Genomic DNA, 19,517 nt, shown 5'->3' with positions numbered 1-19,517 from the left:
CATAGGGATACATAAGAATAGTTAGGTGCCAGCATGGAAATCAAGGTCAATTATCTCGACAACCTTCGACAAGAAGCCAAGTTCGATGATTTTACAGTAATTGCCGACCAACCAATTCGTTATAAAGGTGATGGTTCAGCACCAGGACCATTCGATTATTTTCTTGCATCTTCTGCCTTATGTGCCGCCTACTTTGTAAAGGTGTATTGTGCAGCGCGTGATATCCCGACTGATAATATTCGTCTGTCGCAAAACAACATCGTAGATCCAGAAAACCGCTACAAACAAATTTTTAAAATTCAGGTGGAATTACCTGCGGACATTTCAGAAAAAGACCGCCAAGGTATTTTGCGTTCGATCGACCGTTGTACGGTTAAAAAAGTGATCCAAACGGGTCCTGAATTTATCATCGAAGAAGTGGAAAGCATTGATGCTGATGCGCAAGCTTTATTGATGCCAAGTTTAGCCTCTGAAAGCAGTACCTTTATTCCCGGTAAAGATCTGCCATTAGAAGAAACCATTGCCAATATGTCAGGCATTTTGGCTGGTCTCGGCATGAAGATTGAAATCGCTTCATGGCGTAACATCGTGCCGAACGTGTGGTCTTTACATGTTCGTGATGCGCAATCACCAATGTGTTTTACCAACGGTAAAGGTTCAACCAAAGAAAGTGCTTTGGCCTCGGCATTGGGGGAGTTCATTGAACGTCTTAACTGTAATTTCTTCTACAACGATCAGTTTTGGGGTGAAGACATTGCCAATGCTGAGTTTGTACATTACCCAGACGAAAAATGGTTTAAGCCGGGTTCACAAGGTGAATTACCAAAAGAAATTTTGGATGAATATACTTTAGAGATTTACAATCCTGAAGATGAGCTCCTCGGTACGCATTTGTACGACACCAACTCAGGCAATACTGAGCGCGGAATCTGTTCATTGCCATTCGTGCGTCAGTCCGATGAAGAAGTGGTTTATTTCCCATCAAACTTGATTGAAAACTTGTACTTAAGTAACGGTATGAGTGCCGGTAATACTTTGGCCGAAGCACAAGTACAGTGTTTGTCTGAAATTTTTGAACGTGCAGTGAAACGTGAAATTTTAGAAGGCGAGATTGCACTTCCCGATGTGCCGGAAGATGTATTGGCGAAATATCCCGGCATTGTGGCGGGCATTAAAGGTTTGGAAGAGCAAGGTTTCCCTGTACTTGTCAAAGATGCCTCATTGGGCGGTCAATTCCCGGTGATGTGCGTGACCTTGATGAACCCACGTACTGGCGGTGTCTTTGCTTCTTTCGGTGCACATCCAAAATTAGAAGTGGCTTTAGAACGTAGTTTGACTGAGCTATTGCAAGGCCGTAGTTTTGAAGGTCTGAATGATCTACCAAAACCCACCTTTAGCAGCAATGCCGTCACTGAACCGAATAACTTCGTAGAGCACTTTATCGATTCAAGCGGTCTGGTGTCTTGGCGTTTCTTTAGTTCAAAATCTGATTATGAATTTGTTGAATGGGATTTCACTTCTGAGGGTGAAAATGCCAATGCGGAAGAAGCGGCAACCATGTTCGGCATTCTTGAAGAGATGGGCAAAGAAGTGTATATGGCGGTGTATCAGCATTTAGATGCAACTGCTTGCCGTATCTTGGTGCCGGGTTATTCGGAAATTTATTTGGTTGAAGATCTGATTTGGGACAATACCAATAAAGCCCTTCAGTTCCGCGAAGACATTTTAAATATCCATCGTTTGGATGATGAACAACTTGAAGCCTTGGTTGAGCGTTTAGAAGAGTGTGAATCTGATGATTACACCGATATCGTGACCTTAATTGGGATTGAATTTGATGACAATACCGTTTGGGGTCAGCTCACTATTCTGGAACTTAAGCTCCTTATTTATATTGCCTTACAGCAATTTGAAGAAGCGAAAGATTTAGTTGAACAATTCCTGCAATACAACACCAATACGGTTGAACGCGGTTTATTCTACCAATGCTTAAATGTCGTTCTGGAAGTTGAACTCGATGACGACATGGATTTAGATGATTATGAAACTAATTTCCGTCGTATGTTTGGTGATGAACGGATGGATGCCGTGATTGGTTCTATGGATGGCAGTATCCGCTTCCATGGTTTAACTGAAACCAGTATCAAACTGGAAGGCTTAGACCGTCATTTACGTCTGATCGACAGTTATAAAAAGCTCCATGCAGCACGCAAGAAGTTTGTAGCTGTATCAGAATAGAAATTATGCAGGTGGGAGCAATGACGAATATGACCGAGTTGCTTCTATATTGTTGATATAAAATGCATTTAAAAAGTGCTATTTTCTATTCTAAGCATTTACATATAAGCAATAAGCCGAATGACTCAAATCATTCGGCTTATTTTTTGTATTTATTCATATAATTTTTTTAAATTCAATGAGGTAAAAAATACTTCTTGCCTGTGTTGGTCAGCCAGATATTAAACCTCATCAGCGTTTTTGTTTATCGGATTTTTTAATGACCTTATTTAACCGAGTATTAAAAGTAAGTCATTATTTAAAAAGAGTATTAGTTCTAGCTTTATTTTTGTCATTTGATCTAAAAATTGTTGCTACATTATTTTAATTATCCCGAAAATGTGGTAATAAATAAGAGTGATGTTTTTTTAGTCACATTGTGGTTTCAGGATGAAATGTATTTTAAAAAACAATCAAAAAGGAGTTTAGAAAATGCTTCAATTGCTTATGAAATTATTCTGTTTACATGTTTATGAATATGAGCACATGGAAGAAATTGGGGAAAATCATAAGGAATGCAGAAAGTGTGGCGTTAGTAAGCCGCTTTAATTGAATTCTCTTTATAACAAAGAAGTGAGCATAAAGCTCACTTCTTTGTTTTTAGATCAAAATTAGTAATAATTGATAAGTAAAACTTTTTACTTAGGCAAGGCTAAGGCCAATGAATAAAGATTTTAAAGCACAAACTTATATTGTAGATGAGCATCTGGAAGATACATTAAGGTGGTTCTGTCATCATCAAGACAGTTTTGATTCATTCACGTATGATGCGATTGCTCAAGAATTGGTGGTACATCATGCCAATGGTATGGACATCATTCGGGTGGGGGATTATCTGAATGCGAGTTATGGTATTTTAATTACCGCACATAACTTTGCAGAGTAATGTCGCAGAATAATTTTTCATAAAAAAAGCCCAAAGTGGGCTTTTTTTATGGACATTTCAAATTAATAGCTTAACTTACCATTGCATCTACAGATAATTCTTTAACCGTCGGTTTGGCCTTTTCTGCAACCAAGCCCAACTTATCAAATAATTGTCTGTCTTTACCTTCGCCCGCATTTGGGGTAGTCAACAGTTTTTCACCCGAGAACAATGAGTTTGCACCCGCCATGAAAGCCAAGGCTTGATCCGAATCGGATAGAGACTCACGTCCGGCAGAAAGGCGGATATAGCTCTTTGGCATAATAATACGTGCCACAGCAATGGTACGAATCCATTCCGTTATATCAAGTTTTTCTACATCTGCAAGCGGAGTACCTTCAATCGGGACGAGCATGTTGATGGGTACAGATTCAGGATGAATGGGTAACGTTGCAAGTTCGTACAAAAGACCAATCCGATCTTTACTGTTTTCACCTAAGCCAACGATCCCACCACTACAGACTTTCATACCTGCTTGACGGACATGATCCAAAGTATTTAAACGATCATCATAAGAGCGTGTGGTAATCACATTAGGATAATATTCACGAGAGGTATCGAGGTTATGGTTGTAATAGTCTAAACCCGCTTCACTCAGGCGTTCGGCTTGAGATTGATTGAGCATACCCAAAGTCATACAGGTTTCTAAGCCCAGTGCTTTCACTTCGCTGACCATTTCTAACACATAAGGCATATCGCGTTCATGCGGATTACGCCAAGCAGCCCCCATACAGAAACGTGAAGAACCTGAAGCAAGCGCTTCTTTGGCTTCTTGAATCACTTTATCGACAGCAATACGTTTTTCAGCTTCAAGTTTTGAGTCATAACGCGCTGACTGTGAGCAATACTTGCAATCTTCAGGGCATTTACCGGTTTTAATCGAAAGCAAAGTGCTGACTTGAATCGTATTTGGATCGAAGTGTTCACGATGAATACGCTGTGCTTCAAAAACTAAATCCAAAAAAGACTGATTATATAAAGCCTGAATTTCGTCACGTGTCCAGTCATTACGTACATTCATTGGTGAAAATCCATAATCATCATTATTTATTATTTTTTATCATACCTAATTTATGTGAAATCAAAAGGCATAAAAAGCCAAATTTGATGGTATCTATCGATTAATTTGAAATCAATTTGATAATTATAAGATTGTATATTTAGTTACAAAGTAACTTGAATTGCTGTAAATATAGTTGCAAAGTTTTTTATGGTATTTTTATTTTGCGCTGAACTGGACGCTAATTTTTTTATAAGGCTGAAACTTTGCGCATATCTAGAAAAGTGGAATTTAAGAAAATATCTTACAATAAGTTAAGTCCTTGATTAGATTTAGTCACTTGTTCCTGAATTGCCCAATCAATATGGACTTGCACAATCTCATCATGCGAATCACGCGTTTGCTTTAAAGTTTCAATTATTTCATGGGAAAATGGTGCATTTCCCAAACCAATCGCGATATTTCGCATAAAACTTTGATAACCGGTGCGCCGTATTGGACTACCTTCGGTATTGGCTAAAAAGGTCGGTTCATCCCAGTGCCATAAATCCAGTAAGTTGATCTGATCCAAACCATGTCGTGGATTAAAATCTTCAATCGTGGCTTTTTTGGCAAAACTATTCCATGGACAAATCAGCTGACAATCATCACAGCCAAAAACACGATTACCAATGCCCCGACGTAATTCTTCAGCAATGATACCCTTATATTCAATGGTCAAATATGCAATACACTTACGTGCATCGAGCATATAAGGTTCAACAATGGCTTGGGTTGGGCAAATGTCGATACAGGCTGTGCAAGATCCGCAATGCTTGGTTGCAGGTGAGTCGAAGGGTAAATCAAGTGAAGTAAACAGTTCACCCAAAACAAAAAAGGAACCTGATTTTTTCTGAATTAGTAAGGTGTGTTTACCTGTCCAGCCCATACCGGCATTTTCTGCTAGAGATTTTTCAAATACCGGTGCAGAGTCAGCAAAAGGACGCGATTCAAAATCACCGACTTTTTCACGAATGATGCTGGCTAAAGTTTTTAAACGACCGCGCATGGTTTTATGGTAATCACGACCACGGGCATAGCGCGCAATAATGGCTGCATTGGGTTCATCTGGGACATAACGCGGTTTAGGCGTTTCCACCAGATAGTTCATTCGTACGCAAATAATGCTTTTGGTGCCGGGAACTAGCAAAGTGGGATCAGCACGTTTTTCTAAATTTTCTTCCAGAAACTTCATGTCGCCATGATAACCGCGCTTTAAATATTCTTGAAAACGTGGCAATTCTTCTTGAGCATCCGGTTTGGCAATGACACAATCACTGAAGCCTAATTGCAAAGCTTGAGCTTTAATCCACGCTTTTAGCGCTTCAGGATCAGTTTGATCTAAAGGTATTTTCTGTGATGGTGTGGATGTTGCCATAATTTAACAAGAAGGGAAGAACAATGCGTCAGCAAGTTTATCATAGCCCAGTTTATCATAGCCAAAGTATTCAAGCATGGGAGCAACGCTGGTTTGCCAAGCAAAACAGTTCTTATGCCTTAATGCAACAAGTCGCTTGGATGATTACGCAGCGCTTAGTTCCCATTTTCCAGCAAAAGCAAATAAAAAAAATCGCGGTGTGTTGTGGGCAAGGCAATAATGCCGGTGATGGATATTTAACCGCTAAATATTTAAAACAAGCCGGTTTTAATGTCGAGATTTATGCAGCCGAATTAGGTGCTTCAAAAGATTTATATAGTGCCTGTCAAGAAGCGGTAGCTGCAGAAATAAAAATCCATTCAGGTTTTGAATTTCAAAAAACATATGACTGTTATATCGATGCTTTGTTTGGTATCGGTTTAAATCGTGAACTCAGTGCGGATTGGCAGCAGGTTATTCAAAGTATCAATGTTCAATCTGCTTTGAAAATTGCCATTGATGTTCCAAGTGGTTTACAGGCCAATAGCGGTCAGCCTTTACCTTGTGCGATCAAAGCTGATTACACCTATTCGGCTTTAGGTTTAAAAGCTGGATTATTTACCGGACAAGGCAAAGAATTTGCAGGACAGGTTGATGTCATTTCGCTGATTCCTACCGACACAGAGTTAGAACCGATTGCCAAACTTTCAGCAACCACGATTTCACTTCCGCAACGCGAAGCTTTTGGGAATAAGGGCAGTTATGGTCATGTACTCATCATCGGTGGACATGCGGATATGGGCGGTGCGGTCATGATGGCTGCTGAATCTGCCTTTAGTGCGGGTGCGGGTAAAGTCACTATTGTCTGTCATGAAAAACATCACACCGCGATTTTGGCACGCTCACCGAATATTATGCTGCGTGATATCAATGCTTTGACCGAAGCCGAGATTGAGCAATTATTAGATCATATTGATGCGGTCAGTTTTGGTATGGGTTTAGGACGTGATACGTGGTCAGAACAACAATTTTTCAAATGGTTCCCGAAGCTCAACACCACTGAACATTTACATGTGGTGCTCGATGCCGACGCTTTATGGTTTTTAGCTGGACATCCTGAATTATTAAAACCCGATAGTTATGCGACACCACATCCGGGTGAAGCGGCAAAACTTCTAAATTGTTCTGTGAAAGATATTGAGAATGATCGACTTGCAGCGATTCATCAACTGCAAGAAAAATATGCAGGACAGTGGGTGCTTAAAGGTGCAGGTAGTTTAATTTTGGAAGATCAGCTCTGGATTTGCACGAGAGGTAATGCCGGGATGGGAACGGGCGGCATGGGGGATGTGCTTGCAGGCATGGTGGCCAGTTTAAAAGCACAATTTTCCGAGCAAATCCATCTGCATGAAATTGTTACTTTACATGCTTTGGCAGGAGATTGGCTGGCGACAAAAGGGATACGTGGTTTGCAGGCTCATCATATGAGTGAAGCGATTTATCATGTGGTCAATGGGAGTCATGATGAATAAATCTATCAAATTAATCATTCATGGCAAAGTCCAAGGTGTGGGCTACCGCCGCTGGTTTGAACAGCATGCTTTAGCATTGGAACTTAAAGGCTATGTAAAAAATCTGGATAGCGGTGAAGTTGAGGCAGTCATTGTGGGTACGGAAAATCAGCTCCATACAATCATTGAACGAAGTTATATTGGCCCATCACGTGCCGAGGTTTCAAAAATTATTCAAATCGAATTTGATCAAGCGCAGGATTTTATTGAATTTAAAATGTTGCGATAAATATGACTTGGATAAAAATAAAAAATATAAGGGGAAATGATGGACAAATATCTGGTTGTGGCGATTGTGATTGCAATTTGTATTGTTATGGTAATTTACACACAACGTGGTGGTGGTTCAAGTCGCTCAGGCAATACCTCATTTAAGGACATCGTGCAAAAAGAATTCATGAAATATAAAGTGATTGAAAAAATCAAATCCTTATGATTTGCGAAATGAATCATCGTAATGAACCTGATGAACTGGTTTTTATCCGGATTGATCCCAATCAGAAAAAGAATATAAGAAACTTTGGCCGGAGAGTCACTTTTACTTATCCCAAGCAACCCTCGATTGGAGAAATGCGTAAAGATTTCGCGCCCTATCTTTAATATTCTACTTATCTTCTTCTACTACTAGTACGACTACGACCGCGTGCCATACCGCCAAGTGCATTGAGTACTGCCATTTTACTCATACTGCCTGATGCGTGTGCATGGCAAATTGCAGCGGCTAAAGCATCGGCAGCATCCTGTTGCGGTTTAATGCTTAAATTTAAAATACGCATCACCATCATCTGAACTTGTTCTTTATCAGCCGCACCATAACCGACTACAGACTGTTTAATTTGTCGTGCTGTATATTCGGCCACTTGTAAATCCAGATTCACTAATGCTGCAATGGCAGCGCCACGAGCTTGACCCAGTTTTAGCGCAGAGTCGGGGTTTTGTGCCATAAAGACTTGTTCGACTGCCGCTTCGGTTGGCCCATGAAATTTTACAATGCGTTCCACCCCTGCAAAAATGCGTTTTAAGCGTTCTGGCATTTCCGGGGTTTCGGTACGAATGGTTCCTGCATCTACAAAAGTCAATTTTTGCCCATCTTTTTGAATAATACCGTAGCCCGTCATACGTGAACCCGGATCGATACCAATAATTAATGACATATAAAGACTTTAAAAATAGAATAATGCCCATATTGTTACATAAGCGTATCAAAAAAGCTTGATCGTGATTAAGCACTTGAATATTGCACCCTATTTATTTTGTTGAGATTTGATTAATTTTTATGAAATTATTTCTTATTGTTTTAGCTGGCTTAATCCTTGAAGTCTTTGTCTGGATTGGCGTGGGTGACCTCGTCGGCAGTATGTGGTACGTATTTTTCTGGTTTGTTGCTGCCTTCCTTATGGGTATGAATCTGATTCGTAAATATTCAGCAGGTTTGATGCCGCAAATGCAGCAAATGCAAATGGGACAAATGAGTGGTGATCCTGCCTTAACAGGGAATCTGCCAAAAATTTTGGCAGGTTTTTTCTTGCTGATTCCAGGTTTGATCACGGATGTATTGGCCGTACTGATTTTGATTCCAGCTGTTCAGAATGTGTTTAAAAATGCCATGATGAAAACCATGGCAAAACGTCAGCAAGCCATGATGGAAAAAATGATGGGCGATATGAATGGCATGGGCGGTGGTGCTCAAGGTCAAAACCCATTTGCAGATATCATGCGTCAAATGCAGGACATGCAACAGCAGCAAGGTGGGCGTCATGACTCGAGTGTGATTGATGGCGAAGCACGTGAAGTAACGCCAGATGCGAAAAAAATTGAAATGAAAGATCTGAATAAATAAGTTTATTGATCTGTATTTTTAAAGCCGAATCATCAGGATTCGGCTTTTTTATGGTTTCTAAATTTGTATTGAAATGAGATGGCAAGACATGCAAAAAATTGAGCAAACGATATAATACATTTTTTTAAAAATCTCCTCTATTCCTATGTCATTGCTTTTGACCATTTGTGCACTGCATTTTGTTGCACAGCTTAGCCCCGGGCCGGATGTTTTACTGATTGCTAAAAGTTCGGCATCGACTTCAAGGGCCAACACTTTAAAAATTATTTTCGGTATTTCAGTCGGTATTGTGGTTTGGGTGGTACTGACCTTACTTGGATTTACTGTGCTGATTGAGCAATTTCCATGGATACAACAAGTTTTAATGTTGATTGGTGGACTGTTTTTGGCTCGTATGGGATGGGCAATGCTCAATGGTGGTTTAAAAAACCTGAAGCAAGAAACAAACCTGGATGATGGTCAACAACCCACTGTACCAGATTCTAAAAACCATTTTTTATTGGGCCTGTTTACCAATTTATCCAATCCTAAAACCCTGATTTATTTTAGCAGTGTATTTTCTTTAGCCTTAAGTTCATCCGCATCGACCCATTTAAAAACCCAGCTTGCAGTGATTATTCCCCTCCAAACCTTTTTGGTCTTTGCTTTGTTCATGCTGATTATGTCGATGCCAAAAATCAAAGCAGCTTATCAGCATTCAGGGAGTTATATCGATATTATTTCCGGGGGATTATTCCTAATTTTTGCAATCTGGTTAGGGGTTGATGCATTAGCGATGCTTTAGTCTTTTTTAACTGAATCATCAGTGAGTGGGGTAGATGGGGGAGTAGCAGTACGTACGTCCTCATTTTTTTCGCCTTGAGAATAGCGATTGGGTTTTAAGGTTGCTTCAGTATTTTCTGAACCTTTATAGCTGCGGCTACGGTTGGCTCGTTCGCGTAAGCCACCTTTTTTAATCAGTTGAACCATCATACACTCCAGATCATTGCCTGCTATTTTAACTAAAAACATGAGCAAGATGTGGATCTTAAACGCACCGATTTAATTTTTGACTAATTCCATCTTTGTTACAAAGAATGTCTTTGTAATTGGATTGAATGTGTTGGTTTTAATATAAATAACTGTTTTATATGAGTAATTTTATAAATTATGTTTTGGTCTATATTGCTTGTTGAAAATAGTCTTGTATTACGTTAAAGACTCACATAAGATTTTATTGATATTACCTTCCACCAAAAAAATAGGGTGGAAATATAAAAACAAGAATGTGCGTAATGTAGGAGCATAGCTATGCTATATCAATATCATTGTGCCTGTTGTGATCAGGTCGTTGAATCAACCCATCATAAAGAATGCACAAATTGCGGTTCACATAATATTAGAAGTCCGTATGGATTCTGGATTTTTTGTGTTTTAACCTGCCTTGCAGCAGTGATTATCTTTAAAATTGTTCATGTCTATTTACAGGATCATCAAGAAACGCCTGTGCAAATTTCATTATTAGAAGTCCTACAAAAGGCGGACAAAACGAAATAATGATTTTTTACGTAAAAAAAGCCCACAGATGTGGGCTTTTTTATAAAAAAAATTACAGTCCGGCAGAGGCTTTAAGCGCTTCCACTTTGTCTGTTTTTTCCCAAGTAAATGCAGTATCTGAACCTTCACGACCAAAGTGACCATAAGCCGCAGTTTGCTTGTACATCGGTTGAATCAGATCAAGCATGCGGGTAATACCGTACGGACGTAAGTCGAAGTGTTCACGAACCAATTGAATGATCAATTCTTCAGGCACTTTTGCTGTATTGAAGGTATTGATTGAAATTGAAGTTGGCTCAGCCACACCAATGGCATAAGACACCTGAATTTCACATTTATCCGCAAGACCAGCAGCAACAATGTTTTTCGCGACATAACGACCTGCATAAGCAGCAGAACGGTCAACTTTAGATGGGTCTTTACCAGAGAAAGCACCACCACCGTGACGTGCCATACCACCGTAAGTATCTACAATGATTTTACGGCCGGTTAAACCACAGTCACCCACAGGACCGCCAATCACAAACATCCCGGTTGGGTTGATGTGGAATTTGGTGTCTGCATGGAACATTTCAGCAGGAATCACTTTCTTCACGATTTCTTCAATCACAGCTTCTTTAAGATTTGCTTGTGAAATGTCAGGATCGTGTTGGGTAGACAATACTACTGCGTCTAAACGAACAGGCATGCCATTTTCATAAGCAAAAGTCACCTGACTTTTCGCATCTGGACGTAACCAAGGTAAACGGCCATTACGGCGTAGTTCAGCCTGTTTTTCCATTAAGCGATGTGCATAAGAAATAGGAGCAGGCATTAAAACGTCAGTTTCACGGCTTGCATAACCAAACATCAAGCCTTGGTCGCCAGCACCCTGATCTTCAGGTTTTTGACGGTCAACACCTTGAGCAATCTCAGGAGACTGTTTACCAATCATGTTGATGACAGCACAGGTTGAACCATCAAAACCCAGATCAGAATGGTGATAACCAATTCCATTTACGGTTTGACGTACAATTGCTTCGAAGTCAACATTTGCAGTTGTTGTGATTTCACCGGCAAGTACTACCGCACCCGTTTTTACAAGCGTTTCACAAGCAACCCGTGCATATGGGTCTTCTGTTAAGATTGCATCCAAAATAGCGTCACTGATTTGGTCAGCCATTTTATCCGGATGGCCTTCGCTTACAGATTCCGAGGTAAATACAGCGTACTCGCGCATAAGTCCTATCACAGTTAATTTTAAAGACCCGATATGTTACATCGAGTTAGACTTTTGGACTAGTTCTACACGACCAAAATGACTGAAATTATTTCAATTTCACGACTTTTTAATTGATATATGCATCTAAAAAACTGATAAGCAGAAGAAATTCGGCTTTAAAGTGTGAATTTCCGATATGAAAATTTTGAGTGAGCACATATTTAATCAGCCAGTCAAAGCGTATTTGCTAGGGCTTTAAATATTATTGCCAAGACTGCCTGTTAAAATTTATATATAAAAATAATGTTAATTATCAATAAATTAATTGAAATAAATTGTATTGCATGATTGTTTTTAGATTTAGTCTATCAATCGTATGTAAGCAATAATAACAGTCATAAGATATCAGTTTAAAATAATTATATTTTTCATTAAATATTTTCAAAGATGAATTTTATTCAACTTTTGTGTCTATTGGTTGTTAATTAATCAATTTCATTTAATAAAAAATTACTGACACCATCATGTGATGAAAATTCATCCATAAATAGGTAAATGAAAAAAATGATTCCTTTGATAAGTGAAATGTTTGAATAATGTTCTGATTCAATAAATGCAGCTGAGTTATCGTTAAAAGATTATTTATTGGTTTTAAATTAAATAAATTACTGCTTTTACTTAGCTGTTAAATGCTTAAAACCGATGTGAAATTGAACTCTGCCTGCATTTAAATATGTCTAGTCACGAATAAATGTTGAAATGTTGACTATTAGGCTTTACCCCTTGCTGTTTTTTTAAGACAATATAGACAGCTTTGAATTTTCCTATTCATCATCTTCTTTAAACGATTTAGTTGGACTCTGACCTATGACAACCCCGCTTAACGAACGTCGTATTGCAAACGCAATTCGTGTATTGGCAATGGATGCTGTGCAAAAAGCAAATTCAGGACATCCAGGTGCTCCAATGGGGATGGCAGATATCGCTGATGTAGTATGGCGCGAATTTTTAAATCATAACCCAACAAATCCACAATGGGCCAACCGTGACCGTTTCGTATTGTCGAACGGCCATGGCTCAATGCTTCAATATGCATTATTACATTTGACTGGTTATGCACTTTCAATCGACGATTTGAAATCATTCCGTCAATTACATTCTAAAACGCCAGGTCACCCGGAATTGGGTTATGCACCAGGTATTGAAACCACAACTGGTCCATTAGGTCAGGGTATTGCCAATGCAGTTGGTTTTGCTTTGGCAGAAAAAACTTTAGCAGCTCAATTCAACAAAGACGACATTAAAGTTGTTGACCATTTCACTTACTGTTTCCTCGGTGATGGTTGCTTAATGGAAGGTGTTTCACATGAAGCATGTTCATTGGCGGGTACTTTAGGTCTGGGTAAGTTGATTGCTTATTATGACGACAACGGCATTTCAATTGATGGTGAAGTTGAAGGCTGGTTCTCTGACGATACAGAACAACGTTTCCACGCTTACGGCTGGCAAGTGATTAAAGTTGATGGGCATGATGCTGATGCAATCCGTCAAGCCACTTTAGATGCAAAAGCTGAAACGGCTAAACCAACGTTAATCATTTGTAAAACAGTGATTGGTTTAGGTTCACCAAACAAACAGGGTAAAGAGGATTGCCACGGTTCACCGTTAGGTAATGACGAAATCGCATTGACGCGTGAAGCTTTAGGCTGGAAAGAAGAAGCATTTGTTATTCCTGCAGATGTATATGCTGCTTGGGATGCCAAAGACAAAGGTGCTAAATCTGAAGCTGCTTGGAATGAAGTATTTGCTGCTTATGCTGCTAAATACCCAACTGAAGCTGCTGAGCTTAAACGTCGTATCTCAGGTGATTTACCTGCTGACTTCGTTGCAAATGCAGATGCATATATTGCTGAAGTGAATGCAAAAGCTGAAACTGTGGCAACACGTAAAGCAAGCCAAAATGCACTTCAAGCATTTGGTCCGTTACTTCCTGAAATTTTAGGTGGTTCTGCTGACCTTGCAGGTTCTAACCTGACACTTTGGAAAGGTTGTGAAGGCGTTCAGGACAATCCAGCGGGTAACTACGTTCACTATGGCGTACGTGAGTTCGGTATGACTGCAATTGCCAATGGTGTTGCACTTCACGGTGGTTTAATCCCTTACGTAGCAACATTCTTGATGTTTATGGAATATGCACGTAATGCAGTACGTATGTCTGCACTGATGAAACAACGTGTGATCCATGTTTATACGCATGACTCAATTGGTCTGGGTGAAGATGGTCCTACGCATCAACCTGTAGAACAAATTGCATCTTTACGTGGCACGCCAAACTTAAACACTTGGCGTCCATGTGACACCGTAGAAGCAGCAATTTCTTGGAAATCTGCACTTTTACGTTCTGAAGGTCCAACAGCATTGATCTTCTCTCGTCAAAACTTGCCATTCCAAGCACGTACTGATGCTCAAATTGCTGATGTTGCCAAAGGTGCTTATGTATTGGCTGAAGAAAAAGGCGAATTAAAAGCAATTATCATTGCAACAGGTTCTGAAGTATCTCTTGCGATGGAAGCGTATGCACAACTTGAAGGTGTGCGTGTTGTTTCTATGCCATGTGCTGAAGAATTCGTTAAACAAGATGCGGCTTATCGTGAAGCAGTGCTTCCATCTCATATCCGTGCGCGTGTAGCTGTTGAAGCTGCGCATGTAGATTACTGGTGGAAATTTGTAGGTCTTGATGGTCGTGTGATCGGTATGACGACTTATGGTGAGTCTGCACCTGCAAAAGACTTATACCAATACTTCGGTATTACAACTGATGCTGTGGTTGCTGCTGTAAAAGAAATTACTGCTTAATTTTAAATATTAATTCAGTTAAAAACGCCCCATAGGGGGCGTTTTTATTTTGATAAATTTTAACGATATTGTTCTAGCAGTTTTTAGGAATAAGTATATAGTGATGCCATTCATTAAGTATTCATTTTGAGATGGCATTTATTCAGCATAAGTGAGGAAAATATGAGCCTTTATAATCAGATCAGTGATGAAATCACTTTAATGGAACCGGGCGAGCAAAAGTGGATCGGTCAGGATCTGCCTTTAGAAAGTATGATGGCTGTGGTATTAATGTTGAAAGAGTTGGACGAAGAGAAAGTCATTAAAGTTCGCCGTCAAAATCGTGAAAAGCACACCGGTTTAAAACAAATCGATCGTGTCTTGGTTGAGAAGTTATAAAAGATGAAACATCTTTAAAAGCCCCACATGGGGCTTTAATTGTTTTAGCGATGTAGTGAAACTCTTTGATCATTTTTAAATCGTTCATCAGTTTAAATTGAAATAGATCAAGTCAGTCAATTGTAAGCAGGGCAGCATGATCCACTTTCCATATAAAGCCGATTGACTGTGTGTTTTTTGTATTAAATGATTCGAAAATTATTAAAAAAATAATGCAAACCATGCACTGAGATAGAAGAATAAAAGTTGATTAAAAAATAATTGAGTAGATCTATCAAATATTTAGCATAAAAATATTTATATTGCTGCCAGATTGATCTGCAAAACTTAGGGATTGTTCTATTCTTGCAACATATCGTTTTATCTATACCAGTGAATTAAGATAAGAAACCTATAGACTAACAACCATTCCAGAGCGAGATAAGAACACATGAATTTTAAAGCCATAACTTTAGGTTTAGCGGTTGCATCAGTTGCAACTTTGTCATTGGCAAAACCCGTTGCTTACCAAATTGATCCAACTCATTCAGCAACAGTTTTCTCGTGGAGCCACTTTGGTTTCTCTACACCATCTGCAAACTTTTCTGACATTCAAGGTATCATTAACGTCGATAATGAAAAACCTGCCAATTCATCGGTAAATGTTAACATTCCAGTATCAAGCATCAATACCAATGTAAAAGCATTGGATGAGCATATTCAAACTGCAGAATTCTTTGATGTTGCCAAATATCCGAACATCACTTTTAAAAGTACCAAAGTTCAGGCTTTAGGCAAAAACAAATACAAAATCACTGGTAATTTAACCGTGAAAGATGTGACTAAACCTGTGGTACTTGATGCAGTCTTAAATAAACAAGCCGTGCATCCAATGACGAAACTGCAAACTGTTGGTTTCAATGCAACCACTTCATTTAACCGTTCTGCCTTTGGTGTTGGCGGTTATGTTCCAAATGTGGGCGATAAGGTTACTGTAAACATCACCACTGAAGCATCTGTTCCTGCTAAAAAGTAAGCCTAAAATGCGCTAAAAAAAAGCACCATCAATGGCACTGCTGTCCCACAATTTTTCATAAAAGGAGGCTCAATTGAGCTTCCTTTTGTTTTATCGGTATTTTATCGGGCATGAATAAAGCTTTTAAGGTTTTTCTCTCAAACAGATTTACTTGGATCATTCTTAGTAACCGTTGAACCGTCCAGCCTTCTTGTCCTAAATGCCGGGCAAAACTCACCAGTAAATAGGCAATCAGGGCAATCCAAATTTGCGTCTGAATTGCGTTCCTGCTTCGGCCTATAAAGGCTTTTAATTTCAAATTCTGTTTAATCGCCTTAAAGAACAGTTCCACTTTCCAGCGGTCTTTATAAATCGCTGCAATCGTTGAGGCAGATAAACGGAAGTTATTGCTGAGAAACATAAAATGCTTGCCACTCTGCCGATCAATATATTCAATTTTTCTTAATGGTGGAGTCTGTCTTTTCACAGCATGTGCACTATTCAGCTGGATCGTTTCATCTTTTAAAATCCCTTTGGCTACAATGACTGGATGTTGCTGAATAACCCGATAAACTGCCTTGGGTCTGAGACGTGTCACAAAGCCAATATTTTGAGCGGTCAGATTCGCATACCATTGATAATCTACATAGCCTTTGTCAAAGACCACAATACTGCCAGAGGGAAACTGGAATTTTCGGCCTTGTACCATGTCATTTTCTTTACCATTTTCAACTGCAACAAACTCAGGAATATGATTGCTGTGATTCAATCCTATGCTCAGTTTCATGCTGGCTTTTGAATCATGAACTTTGGCCCATGCGCACAAGGAAAGCGACAGATCAATGTGACTGGCATCCAGGGAATACAGAGGATTCTTGAAGCGAAATTTATGGGCTACTTTTGATTTTTCACAGTATTGCAGTAATTGATGAAACATCTGTTTATACAAGGCAGCAGGTTGCTCCTCGTTGATTCGTGCCAGCGTGCTTCGGGGAATAGACTTTGCTCCGAGATGATTAAGCTTTTCCTGCTGGGACTCAAGATTGGATTGAATATCCCGTAGGCTTTGTCGGCAGGAAAGTTGGGACATTAACAGGGCAATAAACTGATCCCATCGAGAAGCAGATCTGAATTTCTGCCCAACATGATGTTGTTTAGCAAGCCGTTCAAAATCTTGTCGTAAGACTGGTTTAATTAACTGATGAAATACGGTATTCTGATGTGACAAAACCTGAATCCTGGTCGTTAAAGTGTTTGTTTGCACTCATATTTTAACTGTTCGGACTCAGGTTTTTTTATTTAAATCAAACTATGGGACAGCAGTGCCCATTCGGGTGCTTTTTTAACTTGGCAAATTAAACCGCAGCAGCATCAACCACTGGAATTTTACCAATTTTCGCTTGCCAGATTTTTGGTGCAATTGCATGAATAGAGGTACCATTCACATCTACTGCAACAGATACAGGCATATCTTCTACTACAAATTTATAGATCGCTTCCATACCTAAGTCAGCAAAAGCAACCACTTCAGCTTGACGAACTGCTTTAGATACCAGGTAAGCAGCACCACCTACAGCCATCAAGTAAGTCGCTTTATTGTCTTTAATTGCTTCAATAGCAGTAGGACCACGATCCGCTTTACCAATCATACCGAACAAACCAGTATGTTCTAAAACTTGGCGTGTGAATTTGTCCATACGTGTAGCTGTTGTTGGACCTGCAGGACCAACCACTTCATCACCCACTGGATCAACAGGGCCAACGTAGTAAATGAATTTACCTTTAAGATCGACAGGTAATTCTTCACCATTGTTGATCATGTCAACCATACGTTTGTGCGCAGCATCACGACCGGTATAGATTGTACCGTTAAGAAGTAATGTGTCACCTGGTTGCCAAGAGTTCATTTCTTCTTGAGTGATGTTGTCTAGGTCAACACGTTTAGAAGTAGAAGAATCCCAAGTTACAGCAGGGTAGTCAGAAAGTTTAGGTGCTTGAATGTGAGCAACACCAGTACCGTCTAACTGGAAGTGTGCATGACGGGTTGCAGCACAGTTCGGAATCATACCGACTGGTTTACCCGCAGCGTGACATGGGTAGTCTTTGATTTTAATATCAAGAACTGTGGTTAAACCACCCAAACCTTGCGCACCAATACCCAAAGCATTTACTTTTTCGAAGATCTCGATACGGAGTTCTTCCATTTTGCTTTGTGGACCACGGCGAAGCAATTCGTCCATGTTGATTTCTTCCATCAATGCTTCTTTGGCAAGCATCATGGCTTTTTCAGCAGTACCACCAATACCGATACCGAGCATGCCAGGAGGACACCAGCCTGCACCCATGGTTGGAACAGTTTTAAGTACCCAATCCACGATTGAATCAGATGGATTCAACATCGCAAGTTTAGATTTGTTTTCTGAACCGCCACCCTTAGCAGCAACAGTAATGTCTACTTTGTTACCTGGTACGAGTTTGTAGTGGATCACCGCAGGTGTATTGTCTTTGGTATTTTTACGACCAAAAGCAGGATCAGCTAAAACTGATGCGCGAAGAATGTTCGAGTTTTCTAAATAACCCTGACGTACACCTTCGTTAATTGCATCGTCTAAGCTCATCGTTAAATCAAATTTAACGTCTAAACCCACTTCAAGAAATACGTTAACAATCCCGGTATCCTGGCAGATCGGGCGATGGCCTTCTGCACACATACGAGAGTTAATTAAGATTTGTGCAATAGCATCTTTTGCGGCTTTGTTCTCTTCACGATCATAAGCACGGCTCATCGCTTGGATAAAGTCTTGTGGATGATAGTAAGAAATGAACTGAAGCGCATCTTTTACCGATGTGATCAAGTCATCTTGCTTGATAATAGTTGTCATATCAAATATCTCTTGAGCGGGCTGTTAGCTAGCGGGCTAAATTATAAGATAAAAAGCAAGTTTTGTGGGCGTTTTGAATGATTTTTGGCCGAAAGTTTAATAGCGAATTTCAACTCAATTTAACTGTCATTTTTGTGGGGGATATCTGTCATAAATATGACAAAAGGCTGTCATATTTCAGTGGCAATATGTCATTTAAAGCAGCAATTAAAATAATTCTAATCTATTTTGTGTTTTAACTTATTGAAAATTATGAATTAATTTTATTATTTAAAGTTGTATTAAATATGACAGTATTGTCATAAATTTGTCATAAAACTTTTACATAATGAGCTCATCGAATCTAGAGTGTCATAAGTGTATGATTACTTCAATCATTTCAGTCGTTGGTTTCTCTTTATATATCGCAGCGACATGGTTTTACGGTCAAAAAGAAGATCAGGCTTAAGCTCTATCTTCTTTTTTTTGCTTTAAATTTTATCAAAATAAAAATATTCTAAACCTTCAAACCTTCAAACCTTCAAACCTTCAAACCTTCAAACCTTCAAACCTTCAAACCTTCAAACCTTCAAACCTTCAAACCTTCAAACCTTCAAACCTTCAAACCTTCAAACCTTCAAACCTTCAAACCTTCAAACCTTCAAACCTTCAAACCTTCAAA

General features: G+C 39.4%; 19 protein-coding genes. 12 read left to right on the top strand and 7 right to left on the bottom strand.

Annotation, left to right across the window (positions count from 1 at the left end):
- The first annotated feature begins 33 nt into the window (after positions 1-33).
- Together E0409_RS13915 and E0409_RS13910 are read left to right on the top strand one after the other, a co-directional pair.
- Positions 34-2,238 carry an OsmC domain/YcaO domain-containing protein gene (locus E0409_RS13915; RefSeq protein WP_131291785.1) on the top strand — a complete coding sequence of 735 codons (2,205 nt, stop codon included), beginning with the start codon at positions 34-36 and terminating at the stop codon, positions 2,236-2,238.
- A gap of 700 nt (positions 2,239-2,938) precedes the next feature.
- Positions 2,939-3,163, top strand: a complete 225-nt coding sequence (locus tag E0409_RS13910; RefSeq protein WP_131291783.1) for a hypothetical protein — start codon at positions 2,939-2,941, stop codon at positions 3,161-3,163.
- A 70-nt stretch (positions 3,164-3,233) separates the two neighbouring features.
- Here the strand turns inward: E0409_RS13910 and bioB are convergent, their stop codons facing one another.
- Both bioB and queG read right to left on the bottom strand, forming a co-directional pair.
- Positions 3,234-4,223 carry a biotin synthase BioB gene (gene bioB / locus E0409_RS13905; protein WP_131291781.1) on the bottom strand — a complete coding sequence of 330 codons (990 nt, stop codon included), beginning with the start codon at positions 4,221-4,223 and terminating at the stop codon, positions 3,234-3,236.
- 283 nt (positions 4,224-4,506) lie between these two features.
- Entirely contained in the window at positions 4,507-5,619 is a 1,113-nt protein-coding gene (queG, locus tag E0409_RS13900; RefSeq protein WP_131291779.1) for a tRNA epoxyqueuosine(34) reductase QueG, read from the bottom strand.
- A 23-nt stretch (positions 5,620-5,642) separates the two neighbouring features.
- Here queG and E0409_RS13895 point away from each other — a divergent pair, with 23 nt between their 5' ends.
- From E0409_RS13895 to E0409_RS16995, 4 genes are read left to right on the top strand one after another with little or no spacing between them, the layout of a single operon-like run.
- The gene (locus E0409_RS13895) at positions 5,643-7,130 is read left to right on the top strand and encodes an NAD(P)H-hydrate dehydratase (RefSeq protein ID WP_131291777.1); all 1,488 of its coding nucleotides are present in this window, start codon (positions 5,643-5,645) and stop codon (positions 7,128-7,130) included.
- A complete protein-coding gene (locus E0409_RS13890) occupies positions 7,123-7,398 on the top strand; it encodes an acylphosphatase (protein WP_131291775.1) in 276 nt (91 codons plus the stop codon). Before E0409_RS13895 ends, E0409_RS13890 begins: the two co-directional genes overlap by 8 nt.
- A gap of 39 nt (positions 7,399-7,437) precedes the next feature.
- Entirely contained in the window at positions 7,438-7,605 is a 168-nt protein-coding gene (locus tag E0409_RS17000) for a hypothetical protein (protein WP_353682206.1), read from the top strand.
- A gap of 8 nt (positions 7,606-7,613) precedes the next feature.
- Positions 7,614-7,769, top strand: coding sequence for a hypothetical protein (locus E0409_RS16995; protein ID WP_353682205.1), 156 nt, complete (start codon positions 7,614-7,616; stop codon positions 7,767-7,769).
- A gap of 8 nt (positions 7,770-7,777) precedes the next feature.
- On the opposite strand, the gene ruvC is transcribed toward E0409_RS16995, so the two are convergent.
- Positions 7,778-8,323 (bottom strand): crossover junction endodeoxyribonuclease RuvC, encoded by a 546-nt coding sequence (gene ruvC, locus E0409_RS13880; protein ID WP_131291773.1) that lies wholly within the window; start codon positions 8,321-8,323, stop codon positions 7,778-7,780.
- A 122-nt stretch (positions 8,324-8,445) separates the two neighbouring features.
- Here ruvC and E0409_RS13875 point away from each other — a divergent pair, with 122 nt between their 5' ends.
- On the top strand, positions 8,446-9,009 hold the full coding sequence (locus E0409_RS13875; protein ID WP_131291771.1) for an FxsA family protein: 564 nt from the start codon (positions 8,446-8,448) through the stop codon (positions 9,007-9,009).
- 145 nt (positions 9,010-9,154) lie between these two features.
- Positions 9,155-9,793: a LysE family transporter gene (locus E0409_RS13870; RefSeq protein WP_131291769.1), complete on the top strand. Its 639-nt coding sequence runs from the start codon at positions 9,155-9,157 to the stop codon at positions 9,791-9,793.
- On the opposite strand, the gene E0409_RS13865 is transcribed toward E0409_RS13870, so the two are convergent.
- Positions 9,790-9,978, bottom strand: coding sequence for a hypothetical protein (locus tag E0409_RS13865; RefSeq protein ID WP_131291797.1), 189 nt, complete (start codon positions 9,976-9,978; stop codon positions 9,790-9,792). The two genes, E0409_RS13870 and E0409_RS13865, sit on opposite strands and share 4 nt — an antisense overlap.
- A 321-nt stretch (positions 9,979-10,299) precedes the next feature.
- On the opposite strand from E0409_RS13865, the gene E0409_RS13860 reads away from it, so the two are divergent.
- Entirely contained in the window at positions 10,300-10,545 is a 246-nt protein-coding gene (locus E0409_RS13860) for a hypothetical protein (protein WP_131291767.1), read from the top strand.
- A 52-nt stretch (positions 10,546-10,597) separates the two neighbouring features.
- Here E0409_RS13860 and metK read toward each other — a convergent pair whose 3' ends face one another.
- On the bottom strand, positions 10,598-11,764 hold the full coding sequence (gene metK, locus E0409_RS13855) for a methionine adenosyltransferase (protein WP_131291765.1): 1,167 nt from the start codon (positions 11,762-11,764) through the stop codon (positions 10,598-10,600).
- Positions 11,765-12,613: 849 nt separating this feature from the next.
- Between metK and tkt the strand changes: the two genes are divergently transcribed.
- The 3 genes from tkt to E0409_RS13840 all read left to right on the top strand — a co-directional run bounded on the left by tkt (position 12,614) and on the right by E0409_RS13840 (position 15,995).
- The gene (gene tkt, locus E0409_RS13850; RefSeq protein ID WP_131291762.1) at positions 12,614-14,602 is read left to right on the top strand and encodes a transketolase; all 1,989 of its coding nucleotides are present in this window, start codon (positions 12,614-12,616) and stop codon (positions 14,600-14,602) included.
- Positions 14,603-14,764: 162 nt separating this feature from the next.
- Positions 14,765-14,980, top strand: coding sequence for a hypothetical protein (locus E0409_RS13845; protein WP_131291760.1), 216 nt, complete (start codon positions 14,765-14,767; stop codon positions 14,978-14,980).
- Between the two features lie 430 nt (positions 14,981-15,410).
- On the top strand, positions 15,411-15,995 hold the full coding sequence (locus tag E0409_RS13840) for a YceI family protein (RefSeq protein WP_131291757.1): 585 nt from the start codon (positions 15,411-15,413) through the stop codon (positions 15,993-15,995).
- A 55-nt stretch (positions 15,996-16,050) separates the two neighbouring features.
- Here the strand turns inward: E0409_RS13840 and E0409_RS13835 are convergent, their stop codons facing one another.
- A complete protein-coding gene (locus tag E0409_RS13835; RefSeq protein WP_131291755.1) occupies positions 16,051-17,202 on the bottom strand; it encodes an IS4 family transposase in 1,152 nt (383 codons plus the stop codon).
- A gap of 127 nt (positions 17,203-17,329) precedes the next feature.
- Positions 17,330-18,856, bottom strand: coding sequence for a fumarate hydratase (locus tag E0409_RS13830; protein WP_131291753.1), 1,527 nt, complete (start codon positions 18,854-18,856; stop codon positions 17,330-17,332).
- Between the last annotated feature and the right edge of the window lie 661 nt (positions 18,857-19,517).

The organism is Acinetobacter sp. ANC 4862, assembly GCF_004336635.1.
GTDB lineage: Bacteria > Pseudomonadota > Gammaproteobacteria > Pseudomonadales > Moraxellaceae > Acinetobacter.
This window is presented reverse-complemented; position numbering and strand designations above follow the sequence as displayed.

Bases quoted from the DNA above. Each gene is read 5' to 3' on its own strand.
- E0409_RS13915 (WP_131291785.1), top strand. From the start codon at position 34: ATGGAAATCAAGGTCAATTATCTCGACAACCTTCGACAAGAAGCCAAG.
- E0409_RS13910 (WP_131291783.1), top strand. From the start codon at position 2,939: ATGAATAAAGATTTTAAAGCACAAACTTATATTGTAGATGAGCATCTG.
- bioB (WP_131291781.1), bottom strand. From the start codon at position 4,223: ATGAATGTACGTAATGACTGGACACGTGACGAAATTCAGGCTTTATAT.
- queG (WP_131291779.1), bottom strand. From the start codon at position 5,619: ATGGCAACATCCACACCATCACAGAAAATACCTTTAGATCAAACTGAT.
- E0409_RS13895 (WP_131291777.1), top strand. From the start codon at position 5,643: ATGCGTCAGCAAGTTTATCATAGCCCAGTTTATCATAGCCAAAGTATT.
- E0409_RS13890 (WP_131291775.1), top strand. From the start codon at position 7,123: ATGAATAAATCTATCAAATTAATCATTCATGGCAAAGTCCAAGGTGTG.
- E0409_RS17000 (WP_353682206.1), top strand. From the start codon at position 7,438: ATGGACAAATATCTGGTTGTGGCGATTGTGATTGCAATTTGTATTGTT.
- E0409_RS16995 (WP_353682205.1), top strand. From the start codon at position 7,614: ATGAATCATCGTAATGAACCTGATGAACTGGTTTTTATCCGGATTGAT.
- ruvC (WP_131291773.1), bottom strand. From the start codon at position 8,323: ATGTCATTAATTATTGGTATCGATCCGGGTTCACGTATGACGGGCTAC.
- E0409_RS13875 (WP_131291771.1), top strand. From the start codon at position 8,446: ATGAAATTATTTCTTATTGTTTTAGCTGGCTTAATCCTTGAAGTCTTT.
- E0409_RS13870 (WP_131291769.1), top strand. From the start codon at position 9,155: ATGTCATTGCTTTTGACCATTTGTGCACTGCATTTTGTTGCACAGCTT.
- E0409_RS13865 (WP_131291797.1), bottom strand. From the start codon at position 9,978: ATGGTTCAACTGATTAAAAAAGGTGGCTTACGCGAACGAGCCAACCGT.
- E0409_RS13860 (WP_131291767.1), top strand. From the start codon at position 10,300: ATGCTATATCAATATCATTGTGCCTGTTGTGATCAGGTCGTTGAATCA.
- metK (WP_131291765.1), bottom strand. From the start codon at position 11,764: ATGCGCGAGTACGCTGTATTTACCTCGGAATCTGTAAGCGAAGGCCAT.
- tkt (WP_131291762.1), top strand. From the start codon at position 12,614: ATGACAACCCCGCTTAACGAACGTCGTATTGCAAACGCAATTCGTGTA.
- E0409_RS13845 (WP_131291760.1), top strand. From the start codon at position 14,765: ATGAGCCTTTATAATCAGATCAGTGATGAAATCACTTTAATGGAACCG.
- E0409_RS13840 (WP_131291757.1), top strand. From the start codon at position 15,411: ATGAATTTTAAAGCCATAACTTTAGGTTTAGCGGTTGCATCAGTTGCA.
- E0409_RS13830 (WP_131291753.1), bottom strand. From the start codon at position 18,856: ATGACAACTATTATCAAGCAAGATGACTTGATCACATCGGTAAAAGAT.